The sequence below is a fragment of the Halalkalibacter urbisdiaboli genome (assembly GCF_002156385.1).
GTDB lineage: Bacteria > Bacillota > Bacilli > Bacillales > Bacillaceae_D > Halalkalibacter_A > Halalkalibacter_A urbisdiaboli.
This window is the reverse complement of record NZ_MVJM01000002.1, coordinates 922187-939168: the sequence shown is the minus strand read 5'-3', so window position 1 is coordinate 939168 and position 16982 is coordinate 922187. Positions and strand designations below refer to the sequence as shown.

The following is a 16982-nucleotide window of genomic DNA, read 5'->3' as shown; positions in this document are numbered from 1 at the left end:
TGAGATGAGTTCTTGTCACATTACGTCATATGGTAATAACTGTAAATAACTGTGTAAAAACACCTAGGTGTTTTTGCTTCCATATAGTAGGAGATAAATGATTGACCTTCCTCACCAACCCGGAGTTAATCTAGTTAACAAGGAGTCTAGTAGAGGCAAAGCCTTTATAATGCAAGGAAGTGATGATTCATGATTGAGATGAGAGATGTTTGGAAAGTTTATCCTAACAATGTAAAGGCGATTAACGGGATAAATATCGTGATAAAAAAGGGTGAGTTTGTATATGTTGTCGGGCCGAGTGGAGCTGGTAAATCGACGTTCATCAAGATGATGTATCGTGAGGAGAAGCCGACAAAAGGTGAAATTTTTATAGATGATACGAATCTAGCAACAATTAAAGAGAAGCGAATCCCATATGTTCGTCGGAAAATCGGAGTCGTGTTCCAAGATTTTAAGCTGCTGCCATCATTAACAGTGTTTGAGAATGTGGCGTTTGCGCTTGAAGTCATTGAGGAGAACCCAGCAACGATTAAACGAAAAGTAATGGATGTTCTCGACATTGTCCGCTTGAAAAATAAAGCAAGATTTTTACCAAGTGAACTATCGGGTGGGGAGCAGCAGCGTGTAGCGATTGCACGTGCGGTTGTGAATAGTCCTGAGGTGTTAATTGCTGATGAGCCTACCGGAAACCTTGATCCAGATACAGCTTGGGGGATTATGGACATTATGGATGAAATCAATCATCGTGGCACCACGATTGTAATGGCGACGCATAACAAGGATATTGTTAACACAATTAAGAAGCGTGTCGTTGCGATTGAGGGCGGACGGGTTGTACGAGACGAGGTAAGGGGGACTTACGGCTATGAAAGTTAGAACCCTTAGGCGTCATATAAAAGAAGGTACAAAGAACTTAGGTAGAAATGGTTGGATGACATTTGCATCGATTAGCGCTGTGGCTGTCATGTTGTTTGTTGTAGGTGTGTTTTTACTGCTAATTATGAATATGAACAATATCGCCTCAACAGTTGAAAGCGATGTTGAAATTCATGTGTATATTGATTTAACGGCATCTCCTGAGCAGCAGGACGAGCTACGGGCACAAATTGAGACAACCCCTCATGTTGAAAGCATTGATTACATGACAAAGGATGAAGGGTTAAATGAGTTGATTGATAGCTTGGACGAGCAAGGTGCCGTCTTTGAATCAATACGGGCTGAAAACCCGTTGAATGATAAATTTGTTGTACGAGCCATGGATCCTCAGCTAACAGAGCAAGTTGCAGTGAAAATTGAACAAATGCCTTATGTCGAGCGAGTCAATTACGGAAAAGATTGGATTGAGCGCTTGTTTGCGGTCACAAATTTTGTTCGAACAGTCGGGCTTTTGCTAGTACTTGGGATGATGTTTACGGCGATGTTTTTAATTGCTAATACGATTAAGCTCACAATTGTTGCGAGAAAACGAGAAATTCAGATTATGAAGCTTGTTGGTGCAACGAATGGCTTTATACGCTGGCCATTTTTCGTTGAAGGAATGCTGCTTGGGATTATCGGTGCGATTGTACCAATTATCCTCATTGGGCTTGGCTATTCCTACATTTATGAAAACTTTGGACAGCGAGCAGAGTTAGTCTTTTTCTCATTATTACCAGTGTTCCCGCATGTGTGGAACATTGCTGGGTTGCTTCTCATTATCGGTGCCTTTATCGGTGTATGGGGAAGCATGATGTCAGTTCGTAAGTTTTTGAAGGTTTAAAAAAAAGAGAGTAAGAGGAGAGCAAATCTCTCCTTTACATAGTTTCAGAGGAGGAACGATTGGATGAGGCGAAGAAGAATTGGAGTTGTTTTAGTCGCAGTACTAGTCGCAGTTAGTTCTTTTGGTTGGCGTCCACTTGATCATCTAGCCCAGGCAAATAGCGAGATTAAAAGTCAAATTTCGGATGTCAAGAGTGAACGGGAAGAGAAGCAAGAACAGGCGCGGAAAACGGAAGAGGAAATTGAAAAGCTAGAACGTGAGAAGGAACAGCTTAACAATGAAATTCGCGAAATTGACCATGCAGTTGCAACTACGAATCAAAAAATTCGTGAAAAACAGACTGAAATTGAGAGTGTACGAGAGGATATTGAAGCCTTAAAAGCAAAAATTGTTGTCTTAGAAGAAAGAATCGTTGAACGCGATGGCCTATTAAAGGAACGAGCTCGTTCGATGTACCAAACGGGTGGGACAATCAATTATCTTGAGGTTATCTTAGGAGCGAAAAGCTTTGGTGACTTTTTAGACCGTGTTAGCGCTTTGTCTGTTATTGCGCAGCAGGACCGTAACATTCTTGAAGCGCATATTGAAGATCAGCGTCAATTAGAGGAAGCGAAGGAAGCGGTTGAGGCAGAGTTAAAGAAATTAGAGAATCACCTCATTGATTTAGAAAATTTAATGGCTGAGCTTGAGCAGCAGCGTAATCAGAAAGACAAACTCATGACGCGATTAGAGCAAAAAGAAGGCGAGCTTCACGAGGAGCTTGGTGAGCTTGAAAATGCCGATGAGATTTTACGTCAACAAGAAGCAGCTTTGAAAAAGGAACTTGCCGCTTATGAAGAGCGAAAGCGCCGCGAAGCTGAGGAAAATCGTCGCAGTCAGGAAGCGGCATCTCGTTCAGGACAAGTACACAGTACACCTGTTGTAACAGAAGCTGGTTTCATGCGTCCAGCAACAGGTTCGATTACGTCAACCTATGGGCCGCGTGCCACTTTTGGTGGACGGATGCATCATGGAATAGATATCGGGAAAAATGGCCGTTCTGGTGACGTTCCAATTGTGGCGGTACAGGACGGGACTGTTGTAAGCTCCTACTATTCTAATAGTTATGGAAATACTGTTTTAATTGCTCACTATGTTGATGGTCAGTTAATTACGACGCTGTATGCCCATTTAGAAAATCGTGAAGTTTCTGCTGGAGACAGTGTGTCAAAAGGACAACGTATCGGTATGATGGGAAATACAGGTCGTTCGTTTGGCGCTCATTTACATTTTGAAGTTCATGAAGGTGGATGGAACGGGTCAAAGTCGAATGCAGTCGACCCTCTTAATTATATTCCACGGTAAACAACAACCTAAACTTAAAAACAACTTACCCTAAATTAGGGAAGTTGTTTTTTTTTGTCTAAAGACGTCGGATTTAAAATGTCGTATAATAGAAGTAGTAATTTAATAGATAGGGTGAGATCATGGATAAGACTTCAGTAACAGGTATTGTGTTGGGGGTAGTTGCAATTATTGCGGGGATGCTCGCGAAAGGGACAAGCTTAGGGGTGTTAATGAACCCTGCAGCTCTTTTTATTATTTTTATAGGGACCGCTGCAGCAGTTATGATCGGCTTTCCGGGTGATGAACTTAAACGAGTCCCGAAGCTATTTAAAGTACTATTGAAAACGCAAAATCTTCCTTCGATGGTTGAGTTAATTCGACTATTTGTAAAGCTGAGTACAACTGCTCGTAAGGAAGGATTATTATCGCTTGAACAGGAATTAGATTCGATTGAGGATCCATTTTTAAAGCAAGGATTAAAGCTTGTCGTGGATGGATTAGAGCCAGAATTTATTAAAGATACGATGGAAGAAGATTTGGCTGTGATGGAAGAACGGCATTTGTCTGGGGCGTTAATTTTTACGCAGGCTGGTACATATGCCCCGACGTTAGGGGTATTAGGGGCCGTATTAGGGTTAATTGCTGCACTTGGAAACTTAAATGATATTGACGCATTAGGTTATGCGATTGCTGCGGCTTTCGTTGCGACCCTTTTCGGGATATTTACAGGGTATGTGCTATGGCATCCGTTCGCGAACAAATTAAAGCGTAAATCGAAGCAAGAAATTATGATTAAGAGTTTAATGATCGAGGGTGTATTATCGATTCAGGCGGGTGTTGCGCCACGTGCAATTGTAGAAAAATTAATTGTTTACGCTCCAAATTCAGAGCGAGAAAAGATTAATAACCTGATCAATGAAGGAGAGGGAGGCAATGGCTAAAAAGAAACAGCATCATGAAGAACATATCGATGAAACGTGGTTAATTCCATATGCTGATATGCTGACGCTTTTGCTGGCTCTTTTTATCGTGCTATTTGCGGTAAGCTCGGTTGATGCTGTGAAATATCAGCAAATGATGATTGCCTTCAATGAAAACTTCAATGGAGGCTCAGGAATCATGGAGCACCCAAATCCATTGCCAGAGGTACCAGTACCGGGGGAGTCTAAATCAAAAGAGGATGATGAGGACTTAAAGGCCCAGGAGCATTTAGATTTAAAGAAGCTTCAGGAACAAATTGATCGCTATATTGAGGAGAATAATTTGAGCTCGAAGCTTAAGACGAATTTATCCTCAGATGGACTGCTATTAACGATTTTGGATCATGCCCTTTTTTATTCTGGTAGTGCTGATGTCCGCCCAGACTCGGTTGAGCTTGCAAAAACGATCTCAGAGTTGCTTGTGACGGACCCACCACGGAGAATTGTCGTTGCTGGACATACTGATAATGTCCCGATTAGTAATAATCATTTCCGCTCTAACTGGGATTTAAGTGCCTTTCGAGCGCTCAATTTCATGAAAATTTTAATGGATAATGAAAATCTTAATCCTGAAAACATTAGTGCATCAGGTTATGGGGAATATCATCCAGTTGCCTCAAATGATTCAGCTGAAGGCAGAGCGAAAAACCGTCGAGTTGAAGTGATGATTTTACCGAACTACAATCTAGATTGATTCTGAAAGAGTCTCTTTTATAGAGGGCACAGAAAAAGGGAAAAGCAGAAGGCACTGAAAAAGGTAAAAACCAACCTTTTTCAGTGCCTCTTATTAAGTAGCAATGGCTTCACACGTTGCTCGCCTGCTATGAAAAACCCACTCATAGCAGTAACTCAAAGAAGAAGTAATGGCTTCGCACGTTGCACGCCTTGCTACGGAAAAACCACTCGTAGCAAGGCTTTCAAAATCGGGCAACGGCTACGCACATTACTTAAAGGACACTGGAAAAAGGGAAACCCACCCTTTTTCAGTGCCCTCCTCATAGCAAGGCGTTCCACATGACAAAGAGTCTCTTTTTCATAGGCTGCCAGCACTACTACCTCGAAGTGACCATTCATTCCCTTGTTTAGCAATAGAATATAAAATGAAACATACAGAAGATTTTTGACTTACTAAGGGTCATTGTCTAGAATGGTAGGTAAGCATCAACATATTTCGTACAAGCTATTCATAGGATGTTGGGAGAGATTGTATGAGAGTCGTGTTGACTCTAGATTGGATTGAGAAGAAGCGGGAGTGGTAGAATGAGCAGCAAACGTTACTTAATAATTATTGCGTTCGTTATTGCGCTTAGTATGGGTGGGTTTTATTTTTATTCAGCTTCAGGTGAACCGGAACAGGCGTCAATCCCTACAAGTGGTAGTCAAACGAGCACGATATCTGATGAAGAAATGCTTGAAAAGTTTTCGAAGGCGCTTAACATTATCCAAGAACAATATGTTGAGGAAGTGGACGAGCAGGAGTTACTAGAGGGAGCAATTGAAGGAATGCTCCGCTCGCTAGATGATCCGTATTCGGTTTATATGGATGAAGAAACAGCACAGCAGTTTATGGAATCACTTGGCTCACATTTTGAGGGCATTGGTGCGGAGGTAAGTATGACTGATGGGAAGGTAACGATTGTTGCTCCATTCAGAGAGTCACCGGCGGAAAAAGCTGGGTTACAACCGAATGACCAAATTATTGAAATAGATGGCGAGACAATTGAAGGCCTGTCATTATATGAAGCCGTGTTACAAATCCGTGGAGAAAAAGGGACAACCGTTCGCTTAACGATTGAACGTCCTGGAACAACGGAGCCAATTGAGATTCCTGTTGTTCGTGACGAGATTCCAATCGAGACAGTGAAGGTGGATGTTCTTGAGCACGACGGGTTAAAGGTCGGCTTGCTTGATATTACGTCATTCTCAGAAGATACAGCCGATCGTTTTGCAGAAGGATTAAAAGAGTTAGAAGCGCAAGGAATTGACGGCCTGTTGATCGATGTGAGAGGAAACCCTGGAGGTTATTTGAATAGTGTCGAGGAGATTGGTAAGTTAATCATTCCAGATGAAAAGCCAATTGTTCAAATTGAAAATCGAGAAGGGGAAAAAGTCCGCTACATTTCGACCTTGAAGGAGCGTAAGCCATATCCGATTATCGGTTTAACAGACCGTTCAAGTGCGTCAGCCTCAGAAATATTAGCAGCTGCCTTAATTGAAGGTGGCGGATATGATGTCGTTGGTGAAACGACCTTTGGAAAAGGGACGGTACAGCAAACGATTCAGCTCGGTGATGGCAGTGAGCTTAAGCTATCGTTGTTTAAATGGCTTACTTCTGCGGGGAATGACATTAACAAAAAAGGTGTCGTCCCAACTGTTGAAGTACTTCAGCCAGATTATTTTTACACGATTCCATTATCAGGTGAGGAAACATTAAAGTATGACATGATGAATGACCAAATTAAGAGTGCGCAAATGATGCTCGAAGGATTAGGATATAATCCTGGAAGAACAGATGGTTACTTTGGCGAGCAAACGGTTGAAGCAGTTAAAGCCTTTCAACAGAAGCAGCAGCTTAATGCTACAGGGGAGATTACGGGTGAAACAGCCTCCCTATTGCAACAGCAAATCGTTGAAAAGGTTCGTGAACGAGAAAATGATGTTCAGCTTCAAACGGCACTTGATTTACTAAGTGAGCAGGCTAAAGGCGAGTAACATAAAGGATTTGGCCAGAGCGATGTCGAATAAAAAGGGGTATACCTTAAGCGTAGAGTACCCCTAAAGCAGTGAGCGAAGCCGTTGCTGCTATGAGTGGGTCTCATAGTAAGCAAATGTGCCGAGCCACTGCTTTATTTTTTCTCTTCTAGAAGAAATTAGTTTCGATAACGACTTGGTTTGTCTTGCTTTAAAAAGGACGGTTAAGGTATAACTAAATAAAAGGGCTTGTACAAGATGCAGGCTTGGTTTGTGAAAGGGTTGGAGGCGTAACCGCTATGACTATTGACATCTTAAAAACCATTGTCTTATCAATCGGGAGCTTCTTTGCTCACCCGCTTTTATATATTGGGTTGATTGTCATTTTTTTAATGGCCGGACGAAGAGTGAAGAGGGAACGAGCTTCGTTTCATACACGAGTGTACGGGCGAATTGCAGACCTTGTCATTCCGTTTTGGCCGTCAATTATTACCGGGGTCATCGTTTCAATTGTGACAATAGCTCTTGGACTCGTGTTTACGTTACCGATGCTTATTGTCATCTGTTTGGCTTATATCGTCACATTTTTAACGGCTCAAGTGAGATGGATGTCTCCTGCTTTTGCGTTAGGCGCTGTTTTGCTTGTTCTTGCATTTAAACCATTTGGCGGCTTCCTAGATGAGTATGGTGTATTTTCGACGCTTTATCTTGATGCTGTTCAAATCCCGCTATACTACGTGGCAGTGTTAATTGCACTTCTCGTCATCGCAGAAGGGGTATTAATTCAGAAGAATGGTTCGATTTATACGTCGCCTCATATTCAGCGTAGCAAGCGAGGGAAATGGGTTGGCCTTCATGATGTTCGTCGCTTATGGATCGTACCTGTCTGCTTGTTCATACCAGAAGGAATCATCCCGAGCTTTTCATATTGGCCGGTCTTCTCTTTAGGAGAGACAAGCTTTCAACCGTTAATTGTCCCTTTTTTAATTGGCTTTCAGCAAAGTGTTCGCTCAACATTACCGCAACAGCATATTCGGTTGATGGGACAGCGGGTCGTTGTGCTAGGCCTAGTTTTAGCCTTACTGGCGGTTGTTAGTTATTTTGAACCGTATGTCGCTGTGATTCTAGGTGCAATTGCGATTATTTTTCGTGAGTTGTTATGGGTGCTTGCGAAGCATCTTGATGAAGCTAGACCTTCTTATTTTGCTGTTCGACCGACTGGCTGCGTTGTGCTTGGGATTATACCAGGAAGTCCGGCTGAGAAGATGGAGATTAAAGTCGGTGAGACAATTGTGAAAGTGAATGGACAGCCAGTGAAGGATGAGACAAGCTTTTATGAAGCGCTGCAGCGAAACTCGGCGTTTTGTAAACTGGATGTCTTAGATGAAGCAGGAGAGGTGCGCTTTGCACAAGGCGCTCTCTACGACGGTGAACATCACCAGCTAGGTGTGCTAGTCGTGAGGCAGGATATTGAGCTACAGGATTCTGTTATATAACTTTTGTTTTAGTAAAGGGGCTATCTCATGATGGATGTTTGGCTAGCGATGGTGCTTCCGTTCCTTCTTATGGTTGTAATCACACGCGTCGTGTTTAGTTTACTAGGGGCAAGCATCGTCACGTGGATGGTGATGCTGTTCGCTCTAGGTATATATGAAAAACCATGGTATATAATGGCAATTGGCTTACTTTCCTTTGGGATAGGCGTTTATATTGCTAGGAATATTCTAAAAAGAAAACCAGGAATATAAAATTATGATAGTGATGAATAGTAGTTTTATGATATAATTTTATTAATACTTAAGGTAGCGATGAAAAACTATCTGTATGTGGGCGCTTGAGATAGTTTGGAGCTGGTAGTGCAACCGACCTAAGTTGTTAACTTATAGGGAGGGAATTGTATGCACTCTTCTTTTATGCATATTAGCGATAATCTACTAATTGAAACGTATAAAAAGGCCCAAGAATTTAAGCTAGATCCAAACTTTATTCAAATTATATTAGAAGAAATTAAGCAACGAAATTTAACGCATCTAATAGAAGAACAAAAAAGTGAAACGTAATATAATCGGGCCTGCTGTGGTTAACAGCAGGTCTTTTTTTGATGATAAAGTCGTCAAAAATGATGATAAATTTTAAAAATCGCTGATAAAATCGAAAAAATGATGATAACATCCACATTTTCGCTGATAAACCAATTAAACGAACGTTTATTCGTATTATTTGCGTTCCATATGGTTAGATATGGTATAATGATGCTACCGATTATACGTTCGTGAGGGGGATTTTTCATTGGAACATTCGTTTGAACTTGTCTCAGCGTATCAGCCTCAAGGAGATCAACCAGAAGCGATCCGCGAAATTGTGGACGCGATGCAAAGAGGGGAGAAGCACCAAACATTGCTCGGTGCAACAGGAACGGGTAAAACATTTACGATGTCGAATGTCATTCAACAGGTGAACAAGCCAACATTAATTATGGCTCACAATAAAACACTAGCAGGCCAGCTTTACAGCGAGTTCAAGGAATTTTTCCCGAATAACGCGGTCGAGTATTTTGTTAGTTACTACGACTATTATCAGCCAGAGGCGTATGTGCCTTCATCGGATACGTACATTGAAAAAGATGCGAGCATTAACGATGAAATTGATAAGCTCCGTCATTCGGCAACAAGCTCGCTATTTGAGCGCAATGACGTTATTATCATTGCCAGTGTATCGTGCATTTACGGGTTAGGTTCGCCGGAAGAATATCGTGACCTCGTTGTGTCTCTCCGTGTTGGCATGGAAATTGAACGAAATGAGCTACTGCGCAATCTCGTCGATATTCAATATGACCGTAACGACATTAACTTCACGCGCGGAACGTTTCGCGTACGTGGCGATGTCGTGGAAATCTTTCCTGCATCGCGTGATGAACAGTGCATTCGTGTTGAGTTTTTTGGCGATGAAATTGACCGGATGACCGAAGTCGATGCACTAACTGGTGAAATCAAAGGAGAACGCAATCATGTAGCCATTTTCCCGGCATCTCACTTCGTTACCCGTGAAGAGAAGCTCAAGATTGCAATTAAAAACATTGAAGCGGAATTAGAAGAACGTCTGAAGGAGCTACATGAAGAAGGAAAGCTGCTTGAAGCACAGCGACTTGAGCAGCGGACTCGCTATGACCTTGAAATGATGGCGGAAATGGGCTTTTGCTCTGGGATTGAGAACTACTCAAGACATCTTACGTTAAGAGAAGCGGGAGTCACCCCCTATACGTTGCTTGATTTCTTCCCAGAAGACTTTTTACTTATTATTGATGAGTCGCACGTTACGTTGCCACAAGTACGTGGGATGTATAACGGTGACCGAGCGCGGAAGGAAATTCTCGTGAACCATGGCTTCCGTCTTCCATCAGCGCTTGATAACCGTCCGTTAAAATTTGAAGAGTTTGAGAAAAAAGTCAATCAAATCGTCTACGTCTCAGCAACACCAGGGCCGTATGAAATCGAGCATACGCCAAAGATGGTTGAGCAAATCATCCGACCGACGGGACTGCTTGACCCAACGATTGATGTGCGACCAATTGAAGGGCAGATTGATGATTTAATAGGCGAAATCAATGCCCGTGTTGAAAAAAATCAACGCGTACTCGTAACGACGCTAACGAAGAAAATGTCAGAGGATTTAACGGATTACTTAAAGGAAATCGGCATTAAAGTCCGCTACCTTCACTCAGAAGTGAAAACATTAGAGCGGATTGAAATTATTCGTCAGCTGCGGATGGGGACGTTTGATGCCCTTATTGGGATTAACCTCTTAAGGGAAGGGCTCGATATTCCAGAGGTTTCACTCGTAGCGATATTAGATGCTGATAAGGAAGGCTTCCTCCGTTCAGAACGGTCGTTAATTCAAACGATTGGACGGGCGGCGCGTAACGAAGAAGGGCATGTGATTATGTATGCCGACAAAATCACGAAATCTATGCAAATTGCTATTGATGAAACCGCGCGTCGCCGGACAACCCAAGAGGAGCATAACAAGAAGCACGGCATCACGCCGAAAACGATCCAAAAGAAAATACCAGACGTCATTCAAGCAACGTATGTCGCTGAGACTGATGATGATTATAAAGCAGCTGCACCGAAACAAAAGCTGAGCAAGAAGGAAAAGCAAGCCATGCTCGAACGGATGGAGCAGGAAATGAAAGAAGCGGCACGCGAGTTAAATTTCGAGCGCGCAGCCGAGCTTCGTGATTTAATTTTAGAACTGAAAGCGGAAGGGTGAGCGACATGGCATTAGAGAACATCGTCGTAAAAGGGGCACGTTCCCATAACTTAAAAAACATAGATGTGACGATTCCACGTGATAAGCTTGTTGTGCTAACAGGCTTATCAGGTTCCGGAAAATCATCGTTGGCTTTTGATACGATTTATGCAGAAGGACAGCGCCGCTATGTCGAGTCACTGTCAGCCTATGCTCGTCAATTTCTAGGGCAAATGGACAAGCCTGATGTTGATGCGATCGAAGGACTGTCACCGGCGATTTCCATTGATCAGAAGACGACGAGCCGGAACCCGCGCTCGACAGTCGGAACGGTAACAGAAATCTTTGATTATTTACGGCTTTTATATGCGAGAGTCGGTCGTCCTGTTTGTCCGAAGCATGGGATTGAAATCACATCACAGACGATTCAACAAATGGTTGATCGCTTGCTAGAGTATCCAGAACGAACGAAAATGCAAATTCTCGCCCCACTCGTCTCAGGGCGTAAAGGGACGCATGTAAAAGTATTAGAGGATATGAAAAAGCAAGGCTTTGTCCGTGTCCGTATCGATGGCGAGATGCACGAGGTCGCAGAAGAGATTGAATTAGAAAAAAATAAAAAGCATAGCATTGAAGTCGTGATTGACCGGATCGTCATAAAAGAAGGAGTGCAAACACGAATTGCAGACTCGCTCGAAACAGCACTCGAGCTTGCTGGCGGCCGCGTCCTTGTTGATGTTATCGGAGACGAAGAGCTGCTATTTAGTCAGCACCATGCATGTCCGGAGTGTGGCTTTTCGATTCCTGAGCTTGAGCCGCGGATGTTTTCTTTCAATAGTCCGTACGGGGCGTGTCCGTCCTGCGATGGTCTCGGCTTGAAGCTTGAGGTCGATTTAGATCTTGTCGTACCGGATCGCACGAAAACATTGCGGGAGCATGCGATTGCAGCCTGGGAGCCGACGAGCTCGCAATATTACCCGCAGCTGCTTGAAGCAGTTTGTGAGCATTATAGCATCAGCATGGATGTGCCCGTTGAGCAAATTCCTGAGGAGCTATTTAATAAAATCTTGTACGGCAGTGGCACGGACAAAATTTTCTTCCATTATGAAAATGAGTTTGGACAAGTTCGTGAAAATTTAATTCAATTTGAAGGTGTTGTCAATAACATCGCCCGTCGTTATCACGAGACAAGCTCCGATTATATTCGTGAACAGATGGAAGCGTATATGACGCAAAAGCATTGTCCGACGTGCAAAGGCTATCGTTTAAAAAAAGAATCACTCGCTGTCTTTGTCGGTGGTCATCATATTGGTGAAGTGACCTCTTTATCGGTTAAGGATGCGAAAATCCTTTTTGAAAACATCGAGCTAACCGAGAAGGAGCAGGCGATCGCTCGGCTAATTTTCAAAGAAATTAATGACCGACTCGGCTTCCTAATCAATGTCGGGTTAGATTATTTAGCGTTAAGCCGTGCAGCTGGAACATTATCAGGGGGAGAAGCGCAGCGGATTCGCCTCGCGACACAAATAGGCTCGTCGTTAATGGGTGTTCTCTACATTTTAGATGAGCCTTCAATTGGCTTACATCAACGCGATAATGACCGACTGATCCAAACATTAGAGCATATGCGGAACCTCGGCAATACGCTAATCGTCGTTGAGCATGATGAAGACACAATGATGGCGGCAGATTACATTATTGATATTGGCCCTGGCGCTGGGGTCCACGGCGGGCAAATTACCGCTCAAGGAACTCCTGAGGAAATTATGAAGGATGAGAATTCGCTTACAGGTCAATACTTATCAGGGAAAAAGTTCATTCCCGTGCCGAGCGAGCGCCGAGAGCATACAGGACGTTCATTCACTGTGAAGAAGGCTTCAGAAAACAACCTGAAAAATGTGACCGTATCCTTTCCACTCGGTGTATTCATCGCTGTTACTGGAGTGTCGGGCTCAGGAAAAAGTACGTTAATTAATGAAATTGTTTATAAGTCATTAGCCCAAAAGCTTCACCGTGCCAAAGAGAAACCGGGTCAGCATAAAGAAATCGTCGGAATGGAAGAAATCGACAAAGTCATTGATATTGACCAGTCACCAATTGGACGAACACCACGTTCCAACCCAGCAACGTATACAGGTGTCTTTGATGACATTCGCGATGTGTTTGCGATGACGAACGAAGCTAAGGTTCGTGGTTATAAAAAAGGACGCTTCAGCTTTAATGTGAAAGGTGGACGTTGTGAAGCGTGCCGCGGTGACGGGATTATCAAAATTGAGATGCATTTCCTTCCTGATGTGTACGTGCCATGTGAAGTCTGTCACGGCAAGCGCTATAACCGCGAAACGCTTGAAATTACTTATAAGGGAAAAACGATTGCCGATGTGCTTGAGATGACAGTAGAGGAAAGCCTCGAGTTTTTTGCGAACATCCCGAAAATTAGTCGGAAAGTCCAGACGCTTGTTGATGTTGGCTTAGGCTATATTCGTCTCGGTCAGCCTGCGACGACGTTATCCGGCGGGGAAGCACAGAGGGTGAAGCTCGCCTCTCAATTGCACAAGCGCGCAACAGGTCGGACGATCTATATTTTAGATGAACCGACAACAGGCTTACATGTGGATGACATTTCACGACTTTTACATGTTCTGCAACGTTTAGTCGATAATGGTGATACGGTACTGGTTATTGAGCATAATCTAGATGTGATTAAAACCGTTGATCATATTATCGACCTAGGCCCAGAAGGGGGCGACAAAGGTGGGCAAATTGTCGCTGAAGGAACACCAGAACAAGTGGCAGACGTTGTGGCGTCGCATACGGGGCGGTATTTAAAACCAGTTCTAGATCGCGACCGGAAGCGGATGGAGACACATATTCACGAGATGGAACTACAAAAAAATTAACGATTGAAACCTTTTATCTAATGGGATCGTACTACAATGAGGAAGCCAATTGAGTGTGGTCAAAAAGAATAGCAGCTTTTTGACCCTTAGTACGAAAAAAGGGAGTGAAGACCGTGGAAGAGCGTAAAATGATTTTAAAGATGATTGAAGATGGAAAGATTACGGCAGAAGAAGGGCTAAAGCTGCTCGAAGCGTTAGAGGACGGCAAAAGCTCGGAGCAGCAAACAACGGCCGTATCAACAAACGTGAATTGGTCAGAAGGCAGAGAGGAACGGCAGCAACGGCATTTCTCTTCATCTGCAAGCAAGTTTACTAGTTTTCTCGAAAGTGCCTTTCAAAAAATAAAAGACTTTGATCTTGATTTTAACTTCGGAACATCAATTGACATTGACCATATTTTTCAACATCGCGAAATTTCACCGAAATCACTAGATATTTCATTAGAGAACGGTTCAATCGAAATCATACCATGGGATGAACCTGACGTTCGTATCGAATGCCAAGCGAAGGTTTATCGCGTTAAAGACAGTGAAGAAGCACGACGCGTCTTTTTACAAGAATCTCGTTTTAACGTTGATGCGGAAAAGCTAGTCTTCCAAACAAAAGTAAAATATATGAAAACACATACCGTCGTATATGTTCCGAAAACAAGCTTTGATTTAATAAAGCTTTATACGTTTAACGGACAAATAAAAGGGAAACCGATCGTTGTAGACACGCTTGATGTGAACACGTTAAACGGAGGATTGTCCTTTGATGCGGTCACTGCAAAAAAAGTCATGGCGGAAACCGTAAATGGCAGCATCGAGTTAAAGCAATTGGATGTTCATTTAATTGATGCAAAAACAATACACGGTGGCATCACCTTACTAGGACAAATGCAGGATGTCGACGTCGAAACGATTAACGGCACGGTTACCTATGAATTAACGTCTTTAACAAAAGACGGCTACGCCGACCTTAAAGCAACAACCGGAAGTATTAACATCACACTGCCAGATGCGCTACGTGTCGAAGGAAAGCTAAAAACGAATGTAGGCGGCTTTTTAGTCGATGTACCCGATCATGAAGTCCTATCGGAAAAGAAAGAGTTTGCAGCGAAAAGTCTAAGCTTTGTCGCCCGAAAAGAAGCGCAACCAACGATAAAAATTAATGCGACAACAAACACAGGATCGATCTCAACGAAATAAAAACGTCACGAAAAAGAAAGAGGAGAGGGGTGAAAAGAGATGAAGCGACTTTATCGTACTCAATACGATCGGAAAGTTGCAGGTATTTGTGGAGGACTTGCGAAATATTTTAATTTAGACCCTACTGTCGTTCGAATTATTATGATTCTTTTATTTTTGTTTTCGTTAGGGTTCCCAATGCTGATTGGGTATATCATTGCGATCTTTATAATTCCAAATGAAGAGGATGTGATGGAATGAGATGGATAATTGGCTGGCTTTTGAATGCCGGATTTTTATTACTATTAGCTTCGATGTTTACAGGCTTTTATCTGTCCGGGTTTGGGGCAGCTCTCATCGCAAGCTTGCTGCTATCGATTGTTAATGCAATTGTAAGACCCATCCTCGTCGTGTTAACCTTACCGATTACAGTCGTAACCTTAGGACTCTTCTTATTTGTAATAAGTGCTATCACCCTTATGTTAACAGCGAGCTTAATGGGCTCAGCATTTAACATTAGTGGCTTTGGAATGGCATTACTAGCAGCCATCCTTATTACCATCGTCCAAACTTTGATCATCAAGCCAATAAAGAAGAAACGCTAAGCTCTTTTCAACCGAAAGGAGCTTAATTTAATAGGCGTAACCGAAGAGCGCGCCGGCAGCCAAGCCTGCTTGGCTCAAAAAATGAGGCGTAACCGAAGAATGCGCCGGCCACAAAAGAATAAAAAAGATTTTACACGAGTATGAAATGTTCTATACAAAAACATGCTAAAATAAAGAGCGTAGTGAACGAGTAATCGGGAGCGATAAAAATAGAAAGAGACAGCGCTTCAAAGGTGAATGGCCTTGAAAACTTAGAGTATAATTAAGGGATTATGTCTATTTGAAGTTTTGTTTTTCGAGATAAGGTGGGATGAACATGGCAAAGGTTACAGCGAATGATTTATTGGAAAAGTTTCAATTTGAATTAATAGCCGGCGAAGAGGGTATTTATCGTCCGATCACAACGAGTGACATCTCAAGACCAGGGATTGAAATGGCTGGATTTTTTACGTATTATCCAGCGAAGCGTCTTCAATTAATTGGACGGACAGAACTATCATTCTTTGAGCAGCTAAGTGACCATGAAAAAGAGGAACGGATGCTTAAACTCTGTACATATGATACCCCTGGCATTATTCTCTCCCGTGGATTAGATGCACCTAAGGAATTAAAGGATGCTGCTGAAGCGCATGGTGTACCGTTGATGGGTTCGACATTGACGACGACTCGTTTAAGTAGTCGCTTGACGAACTATTTGGAAAGTGAGCTCGCGCCTGTGACGGCCATTCACGGTGTGCTCGTCGATATATATGGGATTGGTGTATTAATTACTGGAAACAGTGGAGTCGGTAAAAGTGAGACAGCCCTCGACCTCGTCCGTCGTGGACATCGTCTAGTGGCCGATGATTCAGTTGAGATTCGTCAGGAAAATGAAGATACATTAATTGGTCGTTCCCCTGATTTAATTCAGCATTTACTTGAAATTCGTGGGTTAGGGATTATTAATGTGATGACGTTATTTGGTGCTGGGGCGGTTCGACCGTTTAAGCGAATTGCGCTTTGTATTCATTTGGAATTATGGGACCAGAAGAAGGCATATGATCGTCTAGGACTAGAAGAAGAAAAGATGAAAATCATTGATGCTGAAATTACGAAGCTAACCGTTCCTGTTCGACCTGGACGAAACCTTGCTGTTATTATTGAAGTGGCAGCGATGAATTTCCGTTTGAAACGACTTGGCTATAATGCTGCACAGGAGTTTTCTGAGCGGTTAACAGAGGTAATTGGGGAAGCTGATACGGACGAGTTTCATTAATAGGAACAAAACAAGCATATTCCATCATCTTCTAAACAAATATACGAAA

General features: G+C 42.9%; 15 protein-coding genes and 1 riboswitch. All 15 genes read left to right on the top strand.

The window, feature by feature from the left end:
* Nucleotides 1-189: 189 nt before the first annotated feature.
* Entirely contained in the window at nucleotides 190-876 is a 687-nt protein-coding gene (gene ftsE / locus B1R93_RS12385) for a cell division ATP-binding protein FtsE (protein WP_088104259.1), read from the top strand.
* A complete protein-coding gene (ftsX, locus tag B1R93_RS12380; protein WP_088104258.1) occupies nucleotides 866-1759 on the top strand; it encodes a permease-like cell division protein FtsX in 894 nt (297 codons plus the stop codon). The genes ftsE and ftsX overlap by 11 nt, the downstream gene beginning before the upstream one ends.
* A gap of 63 nt (nucleotides 1760-1822) precedes the next feature.
* Nucleotides 1823-3103: a murein hydrolase activator EnvC family protein gene (locus B1R93_RS12375; RefSeq protein WP_088104257.1), complete on the top strand. Its 1281-nt coding sequence runs from the start codon at nucleotides 1823-1825 to the stop codon at nucleotides 3101-3103.
* Nucleotides 3104-3225: 122 nt separating this feature from the next.
* Nucleotides 3226-4026 carry a flagellar motor stator protein MotA gene (gene motA, locus B1R93_RS12370; protein ID WP_088104256.1) on the top strand — a complete coding sequence of 267 codons (801 nt, stop codon included), beginning with the start codon at nucleotides 3226-3228 and terminating at the stop codon, nucleotides 4024-4026.
* Nucleotides 4019-4759, top strand: coding sequence for a flagellar motor protein MotB (gene motB / locus B1R93_RS12365; protein WP_088104255.1), 741 nt, complete (start codon nucleotides 4019-4021; stop codon nucleotides 4757-4759). Before motA ends, motB begins: the two co-directional genes overlap by 8 nt.
* A gap of 566 nt (nucleotides 4760-5325) precedes the next feature.
* Nucleotides 5326-6777, top strand: coding sequence for a S41 family peptidase (locus tag B1R93_RS12360; RefSeq protein ID WP_088104254.1), 1452 nt, complete (start codon nucleotides 5326-5328; stop codon nucleotides 6775-6777).
* Nucleotides 6778-7055: 278 nt separating this feature from the next.
* Nucleotides 7056-8252: a PDZ domain-containing protein gene (locus B1R93_RS12355; RefSeq protein ID WP_088104253.1), complete on the top strand. Its 1197-nt coding sequence runs from the start codon at nucleotides 7056-7058 to the stop codon at nucleotides 8250-8252.
* A 27-nt stretch (nucleotides 8253-8279) separates the two neighbouring features.
* A complete protein-coding gene (locus tag B1R93_RS12350; RefSeq protein WP_088104252.1) occupies nucleotides 8280-8504 on the top strand; it encodes a DUF2198 family protein in 225 nt (74 codons plus the stop codon).
* 44 nt (nucleotides 8505-8548) lie between these two features.
* Nucleotides 8549-8633, top strand: a riboswitch (cyclic di-GMP riboswitch).
* 21 nt (nucleotides 8634-8654) lie between these two features.
* On the top strand, nucleotides 8655-8816 hold the full coding sequence (locus B1R93_RS12345; protein ID WP_245308275.1) for a sporulation histidine kinase inhibitor Sda: 162 nt from the start codon (nucleotides 8655-8657) through the stop codon (nucleotides 8814-8816).
* A 229-nt stretch (nucleotides 8817-9045) separates the two neighbouring features.
* Complete coding sequence (gene uvrB / locus B1R93_RS12340) at nucleotides 9046-11025, top strand: excinuclease ABC subunit UvrB (protein WP_088104251.1); 1980 nt, start codon at nucleotides 9046-9048, stop codon at nucleotides 11023-11025.
* Nucleotides 11026-11030: 5 nt separating this feature from the next.
* Nucleotides 11031-13904 carry an excinuclease ABC subunit UvrA gene (gene uvrA, locus B1R93_RS12335; RefSeq protein WP_088104250.1) on the top strand — a complete coding sequence of 958 codons (2874 nt, stop codon included), beginning with the start codon at nucleotides 11031-11033 and terminating at the stop codon, nucleotides 13902-13904.
* 113 nt (nucleotides 13905-14017) lie between these two features.
* Nucleotides 14018-15094 carry a DUF4097 family beta strand repeat-containing protein gene (locus B1R93_RS12330; protein ID WP_088104249.1) on the top strand — a complete coding sequence of 359 codons (1077 nt, stop codon included), beginning with the start codon at nucleotides 14018-14020 and terminating at the stop codon, nucleotides 15092-15094.
* Nucleotides 15095-15133: 39 nt separating this feature from the next.
* Nucleotides 15134-15334 (top strand): PspC domain-containing protein, encoded by a 201-nt coding sequence (locus B1R93_RS12325; RefSeq protein ID WP_088104248.1) that lies wholly within the window; start codon nucleotides 15134-15136, stop codon nucleotides 15332-15334.
* Entirely contained in the window at nucleotides 15331-15678 is a 348-nt protein-coding gene (locus B1R93_RS12320; protein WP_088104247.1) for a phage holin family protein, read from the top strand. The genes B1R93_RS12325 and B1R93_RS12320 overlap by 4 nt, the downstream gene beginning before the upstream one ends.
* A 316-nt stretch (nucleotides 15679-15994) precedes the next feature.
* Nucleotides 15995-16933 carry an HPr(Ser) kinase/phosphatase gene (hprK, locus tag B1R93_RS12315; protein ID WP_088104246.1) on the top strand — a complete coding sequence of 313 codons (939 nt, stop codon included), beginning with the start codon at nucleotides 15995-15997 and terminating at the stop codon, nucleotides 16931-16933.
* The last annotated feature ends 49 nt before the right edge of the window (nucleotides 16934-16982 follow it).

Coding starts and splice junctions, on each gene's coding strand:
- B1R93_RS12360 (WP_088104254.1), top strand. CDS start 5,326: ATGAGCAGCAAACGTTACTTAATAATTATTGCGTTCGTTATTGCGCTT.
- B1R93_RS12320 (WP_088104247.1), top strand. CDS start 15,331: ATGAGATGGATAATTGGCTGGCTTTTGAATGCCGGATTTTTATTACTA.
- hprK (WP_088104246.1), top strand. CDS start 15,995: ATGGCAAAGGTTACAGCGAATGATTTATTGGAAAAGTTTCAATTTGAA.
- ftsE (WP_088104259.1), top strand. CDS start 190: ATGATTGAGATGAGAGATGTTTGGAAAGTTTATCCTAACAATGTAAAG.
- B1R93_RS12355 (WP_088104253.1), top strand. CDS start 7,056: ATGACTATTGACATCTTAAAAACCATTGTCTTATCAATCGGGAGCTTC.
- motB (WP_088104255.1), top strand. CDS start 4,019: ATGGCTAAAAAGAAACAGCATCATGAAGAACATATCGATGAAACGTGG.
- B1R93_RS12325 (WP_088104248.1), top strand. CDS start 15,134: ATGAAGCGACTTTATCGTACTCAATACGATCGGAAAGTTGCAGGTATT.
- B1R93_RS12350 (WP_088104252.1), top strand. CDS start 8,280: ATGATGGATGTTTGGCTAGCGATGGTGCTTCCGTTCCTTCTTATGGTT.
- B1R93_RS12375 (WP_088104257.1), top strand. CDS start 1,823: ATGAGGCGAAGAAGAATTGGAGTTGTTTTAGTCGCAGTACTAGTCGCA.
- motA (WP_088104256.1), top strand. CDS start 3,226: ATGGATAAGACTTCAGTAACAGGTATTGTGTTGGGGGTAGTTGCAATT.
- ftsX (WP_088104258.1), top strand. CDS start 866: ATGAAAGTTAGAACCCTTAGGCGTCATATAAAAGAAGGTACAAAGAAC.
- B1R93_RS12345 (WP_245308275.1), top strand. CDS start 8,655: ATGCACTCTTCTTTTATGCATATTAGCGATAATCTACTAATTGAAACG.
- uvrA (WP_088104250.1), top strand. CDS start 11,031: ATGGCATTAGAGAACATCGTCGTAAAAGGGGCACGTTCCCATAACTTA.